The organism is Gordonia westfalica (assembly GCF_900105725.1).
Lineage (GTDB): Bacteria > Actinomycetota > Actinomycetes > Mycobacteriales > Mycobacteriaceae > Gordonia > Gordonia westfalica.
Window position 1 is genome coordinate 3,431,421 of sequence record NZ_FNLM01000034.1, and the last position, 13,988, is coordinate 3,445,408.

15 protein-coding genes are annotated in these 13,988 nt (G+C 67.2%); 5 read left to right on the forward strand and 10 right to left on the reverse strand.

Annotation, left to right across the window (positions count from 1 at the left end; genetic code table 11):
* Positions 1–152 precede the first annotated feature (152 nt).
* Positions 153–908, reverse strand: coding sequence for a Fic family protein (locus tag BLU62_RS21210; RefSeq protein ID WP_074851951.1), 756 nt, complete (start codon positions 906–908; stop codon positions 153–155).
* A 421-nt stretch (positions 909–1,329) separates the two neighbouring features.
* Between BLU62_RS21210 and acs the strand changes: the two genes are divergently transcribed.
* The 3 genes from acs (at position 1,330) to BLU62_RS21225 (ending at position 5,045) form a co-directional block, all read left to right on the forward strand.
* Entirely contained in the window at positions 1,330–3,273 is a 1,944-nt protein-coding gene (acs, locus tag BLU62_RS21215; protein WP_074851952.1) for an acetate--CoA ligase, read from the forward strand.
* Positions 3,274–3,440: 167 nt separating this feature from the next.
* Complete coding sequence (locus BLU62_RS21220) at positions 3,441–3,977, forward strand: phage holin family protein (RefSeq protein ID WP_074851953.1); 537 nt, start codon at positions 3,441–3,443, stop codon at positions 3,975–3,977.
* Between the two features lie 3 nt (positions 3,978–3,980).
* Entirely contained in the window at positions 3,981–5,045 is a 1,065-nt protein-coding gene (locus tag BLU62_RS21225) for an alpha/beta fold hydrolase (protein WP_074851954.1), read from the forward strand.
* Here BLU62_RS21225 and BLU62_RS21230 read toward each other — a convergent pair.
* Genes BLU62_RS21230 through nth form a run of 4 tightly spaced genes read right to left on the reverse strand, consistent with a single transcriptional unit; the run spans position 4,960 to position 8,385 of the window.
* Positions 4,960–6,153: a MarP family serine protease gene (locus BLU62_RS21230; protein ID WP_074851955.1), complete on the reverse strand. Its 1,194-nt coding sequence runs from the start codon at positions 6,151–6,153 to the stop codon at positions 4,960–4,962. The two genes, BLU62_RS21225 and BLU62_RS21230, sit on opposite strands and share 86 nt — an antisense overlap.
* Positions 6,153–6,962, reverse strand: a complete 810-nt coding sequence (locus BLU62_RS21235; protein ID WP_074851956.1) for an NUDIX hydrolase — start codon at positions 6,960–6,962, stop codon at positions 6,153–6,155. The genes BLU62_RS21230 and BLU62_RS21235 overlap by 1 nt, the downstream gene beginning before the upstream one ends.
* Positions 6,959–7,699 (reverse strand): TlpA family protein disulfide reductase, encoded by a 741-nt coding sequence (locus BLU62_RS21240; protein ID WP_074851957.1) that lies wholly within the window; start codon positions 7,697–7,699, stop codon positions 6,959–6,961. The genes BLU62_RS21235 and BLU62_RS21240 overlap by 4 nt, the downstream gene beginning before the upstream one ends.
* A complete protein-coding gene (nth, locus tag BLU62_RS21245) occupies positions 7,696–8,385 on the reverse strand; it encodes an endonuclease III (protein WP_244278378.1) in 690 nt (229 codons plus the stop codon). Before nth ends, BLU62_RS21240 begins: the two co-directional genes overlap by 4 nt.
* A gap of 323 nt (positions 8,386–8,708) precedes the next feature.
* On the opposite strand from nth, the gene BLU62_RS21250 reads away from it, so the two are divergent.
* On the forward strand, positions 8,709–8,981 hold the full coding sequence (locus tag BLU62_RS21250; RefSeq protein ID WP_074851959.1) for a hypothetical protein: 273 nt from the start codon (positions 8,709–8,711) through the stop codon (positions 8,979–8,981).
* A gap of 233 nt (positions 8,982–9,214) precedes the next feature.
* Complete coding sequence (locus BLU62_RS21255) at positions 9,215–9,889, forward strand: Crp/Fnr family transcriptional regulator (protein ID WP_005194565.1); 675 nt, start codon at positions 9,215–9,217, stop codon at positions 9,887–9,889.
* A gap of 101 nt (positions 9,890–9,990) precedes the next feature.
* On the opposite strand, the gene BLU62_RS21260 is transcribed toward BLU62_RS21255, so the two are convergent.
* The 5 genes from BLU62_RS21260 to BLU62_RS21280 form a co-directional block, all read right to left on the reverse strand.
* On the reverse strand, positions 9,991–10,809 hold the full coding sequence (locus BLU62_RS21260; protein WP_074851960.1) for an MBL fold metallo-hydrolase: 819 nt from the start codon (positions 10,807–10,809) through the stop codon (positions 9,991–9,993).
* A gap of 70 nt (positions 10,810–10,879) precedes the next feature.
* Entirely contained in the window at positions 10,880–11,299 is a 420-nt protein-coding gene (locus BLU62_RS21265; RefSeq protein WP_074851961.1) for a DUF2628 domain-containing protein, read from the reverse strand.
* Between the two features lie 7 nt (positions 11,300–11,306).
* Complete coding sequence (locus tag BLU62_RS21270) at positions 11,307–12,446, reverse strand: SPFH domain-containing protein (protein WP_074851962.1); 1,140 nt, start codon at positions 12,444–12,446, stop codon at positions 11,307–11,309.
* A gap of 148 nt (positions 12,447–12,594) precedes the next feature.
* Entirely contained in the window at positions 12,595–12,813 is a 219-nt protein-coding gene (locus tag BLU62_RS21275) for a hypothetical protein (protein ID WP_074851963.1), read from the reverse strand.
* A 72-nt stretch (positions 12,814–12,885) separates the two neighbouring features.
* On the reverse strand, positions 12,886–13,977 hold the full coding sequence (locus BLU62_RS21280) for an IS630 family transposase (RefSeq protein ID WP_074847987.1): 1,092 nt from the start codon (positions 13,975–13,977) through the stop codon (positions 12,886–12,888).
* Between the last annotated feature and the right edge of the window lie 11 nt (positions 13,978–13,988).

Consider the following 13,988-nt stretch of genomic DNA (forward strand, 5'->3'; position numbering starts at 1 on the left):
CGGTACGGGCGACCTGACTCGCTTTCCCTCGCCGAGGCGGTGACCACAACCCACCGAGCACGCTTGGTAACTTGGGTCCGTGCTACGCGGGCGGCAACCTCGTCGGTAACGACGCAGGAGGCCGCCCGCAGTGCTGTCCGGGGTCTTCCCACCTACCCCGCGCGGGCCGCATCGGCGATCGACTTCGCCTCCGCCGCACCGGCTTCGAGCGCCTCGCAGCAGAACACGAGCCAGTCCCGCAGTCCGTCCGGACCACCCGAGGCGAATGCCGCAGACAACGACCGATACTCGGCCGCACGCTTGAACCAGGTGACCTCCGGAACACCCAGACAGTGCGGGTCGAGGCCCGTCGCCGCGCCCACCAGCCTGGACGCGGCGCGCGCGACCACTCCATTCGCCGAGGGGAACGGCTTGAGCCCGAGAAGCTCGCCGTGCACCACCGCGGCGAGCACCGGCGCCGGCACCGACGTCGCACCGGTTATCAACTGCCCCAACAGATCGAGACGCTCTGCGACATCCGTCTCAGGTCGCGGTCGGCCGAGCTGGTCGGGATCCTCGACGAGGTCGGCGGCCGCGAGTGTGTGGAGCCGCGCAAGCGCCTGAGCTGGGGCTCGTCGGATCACGCCGGTCAGAATCTCGAGGGATTCGCCGTCGAGTGCCTGCGACACGCGCATGGCACCGGCGAGGATCGGGTCGTCGAAGTCGCCGTCGCGACGCAGTTCGACGCTTCCCCCGTCGATCGCGGCCGATGAACGGCCCGCGCGCCACGACGCCTCGGTGGCCGTCTTGTCCCATCCGCGCAGGTTGGCGGGGTGCCGGTGAACTGCCGACAACGCGTCACGCGCCCGATCGGCGGCATCGGCCACGCCCGGGAGGTCCAGCAGGGGAGCCAAAGGATCGTTGGTCACGCCCCGACGATAGTTGTGAGCGCTCGTCGTGCGCGCTGCCGACCCCGCTCGGATCGGTCAGCCATCGCGGCGACCGGGCGGGGACGGGACGGAGTCCGACAGATTGACGATCCCGAAGACGATCCGAAGTACTCACACAAACCCATGAGTTCGCTTATTGTTAGTGACGGTTTCGAATAATCGCCTTCATCCATTCCCGTGGGCGACAGAACGGGGCGCCGACCGCACATGAAGAATGGTCGAGCGACCGCTCATCGCGGCAAAGACGCCGTTCGTCGCGAATCGATCACGCTCGTCCGAGCACCGGTACCCGGTTGCAACCTGGCGTGACTACGCTCACACCAGCGATCCGTGAACCAGTCGGGTCACCCTTACTGTGGTTTTTGACCCGCCGTCGAGAAGCGAAAGGCTCATTTCACCGATGTCTTCCACCACCGTCCAGGCGTTCCCGCCGTCCGAGGAGTTCGCGGCACAGGCGAACGGCACCGCCGAGCTCTACGACCGCGCCGACTCCGACCGACTCGAGTTCTGGGCGGAACAGGCGCGTCGGCTCGACTGGGCCACCAGTTTCACCGACACCCTCGACTGGTCGAACGCGCCGTTCGCCAAGTGGTTCGTCGGCGGCAAGCTCAACGTCGCGGTCAACTGCGTCGACCGCCACGTCGCCGCCGGCAAGGGCGATCGCGTCGCCATCCACTGGGTCGGCGAGCCCGGCGACAGCCGCGACCTGACCTACAACGAGCTGCTGGCCGAGGTCAGCAAGGCCGCCAACTACTTCACCTCGATCGGCCTGCAGGCCGGCGACCGCGTCGCCATCTACATGCCGATGGTCCCCGAGGCCCTGATCTCGATGCTGGCCTGCGCGCGCCTCGGCCTCACCCACTCCGTGGTGTTCGCCGGCTTCTCGTCAGGCGCGCTGCGTTCCCGCGTCGACGACGCCGAGGCCAAGCTGGTCATCACCACCGACGGCCAGTACCGCCGCGGTCAGCCGGCACCGCTGAAGACCAACGTCGACGAGGCATTGGGAACCGGCGCCGGCGCCGCGAAGTCGGTCGAGAAGGTCCTCGTCGTGCGTCGCACCGATCACGACCCCAAGCTGAACTGGGTCGAAGGACGAGACGTCTGGTGGGAGGACACCGTCGACGAGCAGTCCGACGTCCACGAGCCGGAGGCCTTCGACTCCGAGCACCCGCTGTTCCTGCTCTACACCTCGGGCACCACCGGCAAGCCCAAGGGCATCGTGCACACCTCGGGCGGCTACCTCACCCAGGCCAGCTACACATTCCACTACGTCTTCGACCACAAGGAAGGCCGCGACGTCTTCTGGTGCGGCGCCGACATCGGCTGGGTGACCGGCCACTCGTACCTCGTCTACGGGCCGCTCTCCAACGGCGCCACCGAGGTGGTCTACGAGGGCACCCCGAACTCACCCAACGAGCACCGTCACTTCGAGATCATCGAGAAGTACGGCGTCACCGTCTACTACATCGCGCCCACGCTGATCCGCACCTTCATGAAGTGGGGCCAGCAGATCCCGGAAGCGCACGACCTGTCGTCGATCCGCCTCCTCGGAAGCGTCGGCGAGCCGATCAACCCCGAGGCATGGAAGTGGTTCCGCGAGGTCATCGGCGGCGGCCGGGCACCGATCGTCGACACCTGGTGGCAGACCGAAACCGGCGCGATCATGATCTCGCCGCTGCCCGGCGTGACCGAGACCAAGCCCGGCTCGGCGATGAGGCCGCTGCCCGGCATCAGCGCGAGCATCGTCGACGACCAGGGCAACCCCGTCGGCGCCGGCGAACAGGGATACCTCGTCCTCGATCAGCCGTGGCCGTCGATGTTGCGCGGCATCTGGGGCGACGAGGAACGGTTCCGCGAGACCTACTGGTCGCGGTTCGCCGACCAGGGCTGGTACTTCGCCGGTGACGGCGCGCGCTACGACGAGGATCATGCCCTCTGGGTCCTCGGCCGCGTGGACGACGTGATGAACGTGTCCGGCCACCGCATCTCGACCGCCGAGGTCGAGTCGGCCCTCGTCGGACACTCCGGCGTCGCCGAGGCCGCGGTCATCGGCGCCGCCGACGAGACCACCGGCCAGGGCATCGTCGCCTTCGTCATCCTCCGGGAGGGCGTCGAGAACACCGGCGAGACATTGATCGCCGAGCTGCGCCAGCAGGTGTCGGTGGAGATCTCCCCCATCGCCAAGCCGCGCGAGATCAACGTCGTGCCCGAGCTGCCCAAGACGCGTTCGGGCAAGATCATGCGGCGCCTGCTCAAGGACGTCGCAGAGGGCCGCGAGCTCGGCGACACCTCGACGCTCGTCGATCCGTCGGTCTTCGAGGCGATCCGGGCGAAGAAGGTCTGACGCTCCGAGAGCGGGAGGACACGCAGTCGACGCGCCACCGGTGAGCTCATCACCGGTGGTGCATCGCGCATTCGGGGGACTTCCTCGACGTTTCGCCGGGTGGGGCCGCCACCTCATGACCCAGGGCATGGCAACATATGGCCATCAGCCGAACAACGGAGGATTCTGTGAGCCCCAACGAGCACGGCCTGCCCGAAGCGGGCCGGGACTCCGTCCCGTCGATCCCGCGGGACTCCGTCCCCTCGATCCCTCTGTCCGACGCCAACGCCGGTCCGAGCGGTGAGCCGAGCATCGGGAGCCTGGTCAAAGACGCCACCGCGAGTGTCTCCACCCTGTTCCGGTCCGAAGTCGCCCTGGCCAAGGCCGAACTCGTCGGCGAGGCCAAGAAGGCGGGCGCCGGTACGGGTCTGCTGATCGTCGCCGGCGTGATGGCGCTGTACTCCAGCTTCTTCTTCTTTTTCTTCCTGGCCGAACTGCTCGACGAATTCGTCTGGCGCTGGCTGGCGTTCCTCATCGTCTTCCTGATCCTGGTGGTCGTGACCTGCATCGCGGCCTTCGTCGGATACATCTTCTTCAAGAAGGTCCGCGGTCCGAAGAAGACGATCGAGACGGTCAACGAGCTGTCGACCGTGCTGCCCAACCGCGGCCCCGGTCATCCGCAGGCCCCGGCGCATCCGAGGATTCCTCCCGCCCGCGAGGGATGAGCTTTGACCGAGGCACCTGACCCCTCGAGCGTTCGTCTTCCCGGCGACTGGGAACACCTCGACGTCCGCGCCAACGGTGTCCGGTTCCACGCTGTCGAACCGGCGGGGGTTCCCGCCGGCGACCGGCCGCTCGTACTGCTGCTCCACGGCTTCGGCGAGTTCTGGTGGAGCTGGCGGCATCAGCTGACCGCACTCAGCGCGGCCGGCTTCCGCGCCGTCGCGGTCGATCTGCGCGGGTACGGCGACACCGACAAACCTCCGCGCGGTTATGACGGCTGGACCCTGGCCGGCGACGCCAACGGTCTCGTCCGCGCCCTCGGGCACACCAGCGCGACGCTGATCGGGCATTCCGACGGCGGTCTGGTCTGCTGGGCCACCGCGACCCTGCATCCCCGCGTCGTCGACCGGATCGTGGTCGTGGCGTCACCGCACCCACGGGCCCTGCGCCGACGCACGCTGCGCGATCGTGCCCAGCGGTCGCAGTTCCTGACCCCCTTCCTGCGCAATCAGATCCCGCGCCTCGGGGAACGGCAGGTCACGCGGGACGACGCCGTGTTCATCGCCGACTACTTCGCGCAGCGGTCGTCGTCGTCCTGGCGCGCCGAACCCGACTATGCGCAGACGGTCGAACTGAACCGGTCGGCAATGCTGATCCCGTATGTCGCGCACTGCAGTCTGGAGTACCGGCGATGGGCGTTCCGCTCCCAGTTCCGGCCCGACGGACTGCGATTCATGGAACTCATGGACCAGCGACTCCACCTGCCGGTCCTCGCGCTACGCGGCCGGGACGACCCGTACATCCTCAGCGAAGCCATGGCCGACGGACATCGGTGGGCGGCGCACCAGACCTACCGGCAGATCGAGGGCAGCGGACACTTCGCGCACCAGGAGCAGCCCGCGGCGGTGACCGAGGCGATCCTCGAGTTCCTCCGGACCGAACCGGAGGCGACCAACGACGTGGCCGCAAAAAAGGCGCGGCGGATCAGGCCAGCACGCACCTCTTGGTACTCACCCGCTCGCTTCGCCGCTCGGATTCGTCGAAGTCGGCGCGCACTTGGCGGGCGGTGAGCACGAAGCCGGTCTCGTCGGCCGCGTTCTCCGCCGCACCGAACACGACGCCGAGCACCTCGCCGTCCGAGTTCAGCAGCGGCCCACCGGAATTGCCCTGCCGGATCGAACCACGGACCGCATAGACCTCGCGGGTGACCTGACCGGTCCGATAGATGTCGTCACCGGTGTGCATGAACGTCGACCGGACACGCAGCGGACTGACGTAGAACGGGCCCGCCTCGGGGAAGCCGAGCGCGATGGCGTCGTCGCCGGTCGATGCCGGCCGTGAGGCGAATTTCAGGGCGGGCGCCCGCAGGCCGGGGACGTCGAGGACGGCGATGTCGTTCTCGCTGTCGAAGAGGACGACCTTCGCGGGAAGCCGTGCCCCGGTCGAGGTCTCGACCTCGAGGCGTTCGGTACCTGCCACGACGTGCGCGTTGGTCATCACGCGCTCGGGCGATACGACGAATCCGCTGCCCTCGAGGGCCTGGCGGCAACTGGGTGCGACGCCTTCGATCTTGACGACGCTCGGTCGGGCCTGACGCACCACAGGCAGGTCGGTGAGTGCCGGGTCGGGCGGATCGACATTGGTCGACGGCGTGCTCACGAACGGGAACTTGGGAAGCCCCGAACTGTCGAGAAGTGCCTTGAAGTCGCCGGGCAGATCGTTGACCCATTGCGGCGACAGCACCTCGACGCCCGTCAGGACCTTCGAATCGCGCACCGCACCGGCGATGGCGGGGTCGGCGGAACCGCGCAGGGGAATCGCCAGCAGGCCCGCGGCCAGCAGCACGGCCACCACCTGCAGCACCGAACCCACGCCGCTGTCGATCGCCCGGAGTCCCGGCGAGCGGATACCGCCGCGCGCGGCCCGTCCCAGCACCATGCCGGCGACCTCACCGATGACCACCAGCACAACCAGGACGAGGATCCCGACGAGGACACGGACCTGCAGGTCGTCGAACCGTTCGATCAGATGCGGAGCCAGCAGCAAACCCGCCACCGCCCCGAGCGCGACGCCGATGAACGCGAGCGCCGAGGCGACCGCACCGGACCGGTAACCGCTGATCGCGGCGAGAAGCGCGATGCCGATGACGATGACATCGACCCACGTGGACCCGGTCATCAGCCCGCACCCGGGTCGGTCAGCCCGCGCGGGTGGACCGCGCTGAATCCAGATTCCTGACGGTTGCCGGCGCGTTCGATCATCTCGTCGAGGGGTCGAACATCGTTGAGGTCCCACGGCCGGTCCCAGCCCGACGCATCGCTGATGGCGGCGAGCAGCCCGCCGGTGAACCCCCAGACCAGCAGGCCGTCGACGAAGAAGGCCGGCCCTTGATAGAGGCGGCCGCCCATCACCGAGCGACGCACCTGGAAGCGGTTCTCGGGAGCGAGGAGTTCACGCAGGTTGATGCGGTCGACGCGGGCGGTCTCCCCCGGATCGACGACGCGCACCGCACTCGGCTCGCGCCAGTAGCCGATCACCGGCACGACGTCGAATCCCGACGGCGGGACCGGGAAGCTCGCCAGATTGGCGACGATGTGCACGCCCGAGGCGTCGAGGCCGGTCTCCTCACGCGCCTCGCGCAGCGCGGTGCCGACCGGGAAGTCGTCACCCGGATCGGCGGCACCACCTGGGAATGCGACCTGCCCGCTGTGCTGGCGCAGCGTCGAGGCGCGTTCGGTCAGCAGTACCTCGGCGTCGGCCGGGACACCGCCGGGATGATCGTCGGCGGGCTCCCAGGAACCGGAGAACAGCACCAGGACCGCGGCCGGACGACGGTCGCGGTGGAACATCTGGGCCCAGCGGGTGCGGTCGCCGCCGCGGTTGTTGACGCTCTCGGTGACTGCGGCGACGTCGCCGGTCAGCGCGTGCAGCCACGGCGGGATCTCGTCGGGGTGCACGAGCGGGCCGACGTGCTGTTCGTCGCTCATACCGTCACGCCCAGATACTCGTCGACCGCATCGGCGATCTCCTGCGGGCTGTCGAACACGCCGGGGTACACCTTGGCGATCGAACCGTCGGGACGCAGGAAGACGGTCGACGGGAAGACACGCGGCGCGGTGATCGCGGCGGCCACCCGGCCGTCGGGATCGAGGACGGACGGCATGCGAACTCCGATCTCGGTGAGCAATGTCAGGGGGAAGAACGGGTTGGTTCCGCCCTCCTTGGCATGCAGAGCAAGAACCGTGACGCGGTCACCGGCGCGGGCCGCGAACTCCTCGAAGTAGGGCAGCTCGGTCTTGCACGGTCCGCACCACTGCGCCCACACGTTGATGACCAGGGGTTTGCCGGCGGTGGCCGCGCCGACGTCATACGGCGCGCCGGTCCCCAGACACGGTTCGACGATGCCGGCCAGGACCGAATCCGGGTTCTCCGGCAAGCCGGTGACCGGGCAGTCGGCGAGCGCGGCGCCGGCCCGCGCCTGCGCGACGCGGGCTTCGTCGACCGGTGCGTCGAGGGGGCGCGGACCGCTGGCCGACGGCGGCGCGCCGGTGGTCGGCGACGGGGCGTCGCCGCGGGGCCAGATCGCGACGATGAGCGCGATCATCACGATGACGAAGACGAGCGTCCAGCGCGCGGCGGCCGGGAAACGGGAGTTCGGCGGCGCGGGAGGTTTAGGAGAATCGGCGGGCTGCGGAGTCGCCGATTCGGTGGCGTTGTCGTTCACGGCGCGGCGAGTCCTGCCAATCGGAGCAGGTGATCGGTCTCGGGACCCTTCACCAGCGCGGCGGCCTCGGCCTTGTCCATCGGACCCGTGCCCACCGACGGGCAGTCCTTGGCGAGGATGCAGACCCCGCACGCGGGTTTGCGGGCATGGCACACACGCCGGCCGTGGAAGATCACCCGGTGGGACAGGTCGGTCCACTCCTTGCGCTCGATCAGCTCGCCCACGGCGTGCTCGACCTTCACCGGATCTTCTTCCTCGGTCCACTGCCAGCGGCGGACAAGACGCCCGAAGTGCGTGTCGACGGTGATTCCAGGGACGCCGAACGCGTTGCCGAGGACGACGTTGGCCGTCTTGCGTCCGAATCCGGGGAGCGAGACCAGGTCCTTCAGCTTGTTCGGGACCTCACCGTCGTACCGCTCCACCAGGGCCTGCCCGAGGCCGATGATCGAGTTCGCCTTGTTCCGGTAGAAGCCGGTGGAGCGGATCATCTCCTCGAGTTCGGTCCGGTCGGCCTCCGCGTAGTCGCGGGCGGTGCGGTATTTCGCGAAGAGTGCCGGAGTGGTCTGGTTGACCCGTACGTCGGTGCACTGCGCCGACAGGATCGTGGCCACCGACAGCTCGAGCGGATCGGTGAAGTCGAGTTCGCAGTAGACGTGCGGAAACGCGATCTTGAGGGTGCGGTTCATCCGTCGCGCGCGCCGGACCAGCCCGAGGTGGGTCTCCTGCTTGCGGGCCGGGGCCTGGCCCACGGACGCAGCCTTACGTGCGCTCACGAGATTCAGGTTAGCGATGTCCTGCGCGAACTCCGCTCACCACAGCCGTCGGCGGCCGCGCCGCATCGCCCGCGATACAGAATCTGCGCAGCTCAGGGCCGCAATAACGCCGGCGATGTGACCTGCCCTTCCCCATCGGCGGAAGCGAGGCACGCAACCTACGGTCAGGTAACAAGTCAGTGACGTCGCCTTGTCCGATGAGGATTCTGAGGGGTCGATTGTGTTTACTTGTCCCCATGCATGGTCTCGCAGCACTGTTGTTCCCCGCTGTACTCATGCTCTTCGCCATGGGCATGGACAAGGTGCAGAACCGGATCGACCGCGTGTCCGTCTCCAACGACGAGGTCGACGACTTCATCGACCGCACGGGGTCCCAGAACGCCGGCAAGCCGCCGCGCGACACCGCACCCGCCGAGCTCCACGAACTGCGCCCGCATCGCTTCGCGGGTCACGAACCGGCAGCCGTCGATCACGCCGAACGCGTCGCCACGCCGCAGCGGGCCAGCTGATCCACCGGCCACCCGTGCTCACCGTCCGGTCCGCCCGGACGAGCCTTTCTCGGTGCGGTCCGAACCATCGACGGCCCGACATCGCCGATGTCGCTACCTCTGATCGGTCAGACACACACACCCAATGCGCCGTCAGTGACCCATTCAACACATATGCTGGTGCGCGGGGTAGCGTATCCAAGGGCGCGATCTCACACGTGGCTGTAGCAAAGATTTCGAGAAAGGTTCCCTAGGTGGAAGAAGTACTGGCGCGGGCAGGCATATTTCAGGGGGTCGAGCCTTCTGCCGTCGCGGCGCTGACCAAGCAGCTTCAGCCCGTGGATTTCCCTCGTGGACACGTGATCTTCCATGAAGGCGAGCCCGGTGACCGGCTCTACATCATCATGTCCGGCAAGGTGAAGGTCGGCCGACGCTCACCCGACGGCCGTGAGAACCTGCTGACGATCATGGGACCGTCGGACATGTTCGGCGAGCTCTCCATCTTCGACCCGGGCCCCCGCACCTCGTCGGCGACGACGGTGACCGAGGTCCGCGCGGTGTCGATGGACCGTGACGCCCTGCGTGCGTGGATCAAGGACCGTCCGGAGATCGCCGAGCAGCTGCTCCGCGTGCTGGCACGTCGTCTGCGCCGCACCAACAACAACCTCGCCGACCTGATCTTCACCGACGTGCCCGGTCGCGTCGCGAAGCAGCTCCTGCAGCTCGCGCAGCGTTTCGGCACCCAGGAGGGCGGCGCCCTGCGCGTCACCCACGACCTGACCCAGGAAGAGATCGCCCAGCTGGTCGGCGCCTCGCGCGAGACCGTGAACAAGGCACTCGCCGACTTCGCCCAGCGCGGCTGGCTGCGACTCGAGGGCAAGAGCGTCCTGATCGCCGACTCCGAGCGTCTCGCGCGTCGCGCACGCTGACGAACCACAAGAGCCGCTCGTTCCTCCGGGAGCGAGCGGCTCTTGCTTTCGGCCCTTCGAGACGCCCTCCGCAAGCTCCGGGCTCCTCGGGGAGCAAGGGGTCACGCCTGCCGCAGATACTCCAGCTGCGCCTTCACCGACATCCGCGCGGCCGGCCACAGTTTCTTGTCGACGTCGGAGTAGACCCGCCGCACCACCTTCATCGGTTTGACCTCGTGCGGCGACACACCCATGTCATCCAGGGCGGCCACGATCTGATCGATCCGCTCCTCACGATGCGCCTTGTAGAAGCGGGCGACCGGGCCGAGGTCCGGGTGGTCGGGGCCGTGCGCGGGAAGCAGCGCCGCCCCTTCGCCTTCGACGATGAGCCGGTTCAGCGAGTTCAGGTAGTCCCGCAGCCCGCCGTCGGAAGGGTCGAGGACGGTCGTGCCACTTCCGAGGATGGTGTCGCCGGTCAGGACGGCCCGCTGCCCCTCGTGTTCGACGATGAAGCTGACCGAGTCCCCGGTGTGCCCGGGCGTGTCCAGCACCGTGATGCGCAGGCCGGCGATCTCGATGACCTCCCGGTCGCGGAGCGGCGCAGCCTTGCGACAGTGCTTCTCGAGCCGCGCACGAACCGGCGTGCCGGTTCGCTTGTGCAACCGTGAGATCCCGCCCGTGTGGTCGAAATGGCGATGCGTCACCAGTGTCAGCGCCACGGGGAGTTCCGCGAGGCGTCGGGCGTGGTGCTTGTACTTCGGCGGACCGGGGTCGACGACCACGCACTCGTCGCTGCCCGGTGCCTTCAGCACGTAGGTGTTGGTGCCGTCGAGCTCCATCATCCCGGAGTTGTCACACAGCAGGACCGACGCGAAGGGCGTGATCTCCCGGAGCATCCCGTAGGCGGGATGGGTGGGAGCGGCATCGTTCGGGGTGCTCATGGTCCGAGCCTATCGACTGCCCGCGACCCGGGTCACACCGCTCGACCTTCCGACCGCGGTGAGTCGATCCCTACTCGGCTTTGCTGCGAGTCATACCCTCGAAGATGTTCCATGAACGGTTGTCATTCCGGACATGCAGGTACCACGCGTAGTTCGCGGTCGTCGCGTACAGGGCACCGACACCGCACGCGATGGCCATGTCGAAGCTGCTCGGGACGTTCAGGGCCAGGAGCAGCGCATTGAAGACCACCGTCAGCCCGAACAGCATCAGGCCTTTGCGCCACATGCCCTTCACCGCGAAGTAGATCGGCCCGAAGAAGAACGCCAATGGATTGAACGTGAGGCGTATCCGTTGCCCGAAAGACAAGTGTTTCATCGCCTCTCGGGCCGGCGGATCCGCCGGCGGGCCGTAGGCGTCGAAGAAGGCGAATCGGCTGTGCCAGCTCGGCGGTACGGCCTGGTCACGGAGGGGCTGTTCGGAGAAGGTCATCTGTTCCTCAGACCCCGCTGACCGGGGTGCCGTTCACGGACTGGTCCGACGCCTCGTCGAGCACGGTCGGCGCGACCTGATCCTGCAGACTGCGCAGGAGCGCGGCGCCCTGGGTGATGACGCCGATCATGATCTCGTTGACGCCCTCCGCGCCGTTGTACACCGTGAGGTTGGCGGTGCTGAGTCCCTTGGCGACTTCACCCACGAGGGTCGGCAGCGCCTCGATCAGCTGCTGGTCGAGCGCGATCCGGTTGTGCTGCGCGGCGGCGGCCGACTGGATCTCCACGGCCTTCGCCTCGGCCTCGGCGATGATCGCGCGACGACGCGCCTCGGCCTCGGCCGGCTTCACGACCTCCGAGATCAGTTCCTGCTCACGCAGTTCGGCCTGCGCCTGCGCCAGCACCGACTGCTCGCGGATGACTTCCTGGTTGACCCTCGCCTGGGCGAGCGGGCCGGCCTGGGCGGCCTCCGCGTTGGCCTTGTCGGTCTCGGCCTTGATGGCCGCGCGCTTGATCGCGGTCTCCCGCTCGTAGTCGGCCTGGTTGCGCAGCGACTCCTGCTGCGCCTTCGCCGATTCCTGGTCGGCCCGAGCACGTTCCACAGCGGCCTCGCGCTGCACCTTCGCGATGTTCGGTGCGGCAAGGGCATTGATGTAGCCGGAGTCCATGTCGTCGATCGACTGGATCTGGAACGAGTCGACCACCAGGCCGATCGATCCCATCTCCCTCTTCGAGGCCTCGAGCACCTGCCGGGCGAGGGTGTCGCGTTCGCGGATGATCTGCTCCACCGTCATGGAACCGACGATCGAACGGAGATGGCCGGAGAAGATCTGTCCGGTCAGCTGATTCATCTCGTTCTCCTGCTCGGAGATGAATCGCTGGCCGGCGTTGACGATCGACACGACGTCGTTGCCGACCTTGTGCGCGATCACCGCGCGGACGTTGAGCTGGATGCCCTGCGTGGTCACGCAGACCTCACGGATCGACGCCTCGTGCAATGCCATCGACAGGAACCGGACCTTGCGGAAGAAGGGCATCACCCATTTGCCGTGGCCGACGATCACGACGAACGGCGCGTCACCCTCATGGGCCTTCGCACCCGAGATGAGCATCGCCTCGTCGGGTTCGGGGACGTAGTAACCGAGCATGCTCTTCTCCTCGCGTCAGGTGCGTCTTGCATTGTTTCGTGTCGTCACATCAAGGTTGTCGATCGCAAATCGTCGCATCGTTGCAGCACATCCTGCCTCATCTCGCAGCCGGCGACGATCATCCATTCACATGCACCGGCGATGCAGGTCAGAGCCCGGGGAGCGTGGTCCAGCGTTCGACGTCGACGATCCGGCCGGGCAGTTCGGCGATCACCAGCACCGGGGTGTCGTCGTCGAGCGGTTCCGTGGCGCGCGCCAGGAACCGCTCTGTCCCTCCGCCGAAAGGCAGTTCGATCTCGCCGAGAGTCTCTCCCCCGGGGATCGCCAGTGTCACGACACCCGTTCGTCCGACGAGTTGCTGTGACACGCTGAATCCCTCCCCGACACGTGGCCCGCTCGCTGCGCTCCCGGCGCCGTCCGCAAGGCCGATGATCGAACTCTAGTGTCCTGAGTCATTAATTCGTGTGCAGTAGTGGGCGATGGAGTCGAGGATCTGGTCAGCGGTCTTGACCCACACGTAGGGGCGGGGGTTGTCGTTCCAGGTCTCGATCCACGCTCTGATGTCGGCATTGAGTGCTCGTACGGTGCGGTGGGTGGAGCGTTGGAGTTTCTTGGTGGTCAGTTCGGCGAACCAGCGTTCGACGAGGTTCATCCAGGATGAGCTGGTGGGGGTGAAGTGGACAACAAACCGCGGGTGCGCGGTCAGCCATCGCTTGACCGCGGGTGTCTTGTGGGTGGAGGCATTGTCCATGACCAGGTGGACGTCGAGCTCGTCGGGTACCTCGGCGTCGATCTTGCGGAGGAATCCGATGAATTCCGTTGCGCGATGCCGTGAGTGAAGCGAACCGATGACTTTGCCCGACGCGATGTCCAACGCCGCGTACAGGCTGGAGGTGCCGTTGCGCACGTAGTCGTGGCTGGCCCGTTGCGGGGTGCCCGGGAGCATGGGAAAGATCGGCTGGGTGCGATCGAGCGCTTGGATCTGGGTCTTCTCGTCAACGCAGAGCACCAGGGCACGTTCGGGTGGGTTCATGTAGAGCCCGACGACGTCGCGGACCTTTTCGGTGAACATGGGATCTTTCGACAGCTTCCACGAATCCTGTTTGTGTGGAGCCAATCCGAACGCTCTCCATACACGCGAAACAGTTGACTGCGACATGTCGAGATGCTCAGCCATCGACCGAGTCGACCAGTGTGTCGCATTCTTCGGAGTGGTCTCGAGAGTTGCGGTGATCAGGTCTTTGATCTGCTCGTCGCCGACGGTTCGAGGTCGCCCGGGCCGGGGTTCGTCGAGCAACCCCTCGCAGCGGTGCTCGACGAACCGGCCTCGCCATCGCCGCACGGTACCTCGGTTGAGGCCGAGTCGTTGTGCCACTTCGGTATTCGACCCGCCATCTGCGGCAGCGAGAACGATTCGTGATCGCATCGCCAAACCCGAGGCCGTCGTTCGCCGACGCGCCCACCCTTCGAGCTCACGGCGCTCGTCATCGGTCAGAACAATATCCACTGCTCGCGGACCCCGGGTTGCCATTCCCCAGTCTA

Excerpts from the sequence above, each read along its gene's own strand:
- BLU62_RS21230 (WP_074851955.1), bottom strand. The coding sequence starts at position 6,153 with ATGACCGGGTCCACGTGGGTCGATGTCATCGTCATCGGCATCGCGCTT.
- BLU62_RS21280 (WP_074847987.1), bottom strand. The coding sequence starts at position 13,977 with ATGGCAACCCGGGGTCCGCGAGCAGTGGATATTGTTCTGACCGATGAC.
- acs (WP_074851952.1), top strand. The coding sequence starts at position 1,330 with ATGTCTTCCACCACCGTCCAGGCGTTCCCGCCGTCCGAGGAGTTCGCG.
- nth (WP_244278378.1), bottom strand. The coding sequence starts at position 8,385 with ATGAACCGCACCCTCAAGATCGCGTTTCCGCACGTCTACTGCGAACTC.
- BLU62_RS21235 (WP_074851956.1), bottom strand. The coding sequence starts at position 6,962 with ATGAGCGACGAACAGCACGTCGGCCCGCTCGTGCACCCCGACGAGATC.
- BLU62_RS21250 (WP_074851959.1), top strand. The coding sequence starts at position 8,709 with ATGCATGGTCTCGCAGCACTGTTGTTCCCCGCTGTACTCATGCTCTTC.
- BLU62_RS21270 (WP_074851962.1), bottom strand. The coding sequence starts at position 12,446 with ATGCTCGGTTACTACGTCCCCGAACCCGACGAGGCGATGCTCATCTCG.
- BLU62_RS21260 (WP_074851960.1), bottom strand. The coding sequence starts at position 10,809 with ATGAGCACCCCGAACGATGCCGCTCCCACCCATCCCGCCTACGGGATG.
- BLU62_RS21265 (WP_074851961.1), bottom strand. The coding sequence starts at position 11,299 with ATGACCTTCTCCGAACAGCCCCTCCGTGACCAGGCCGTACCGCCGAGC.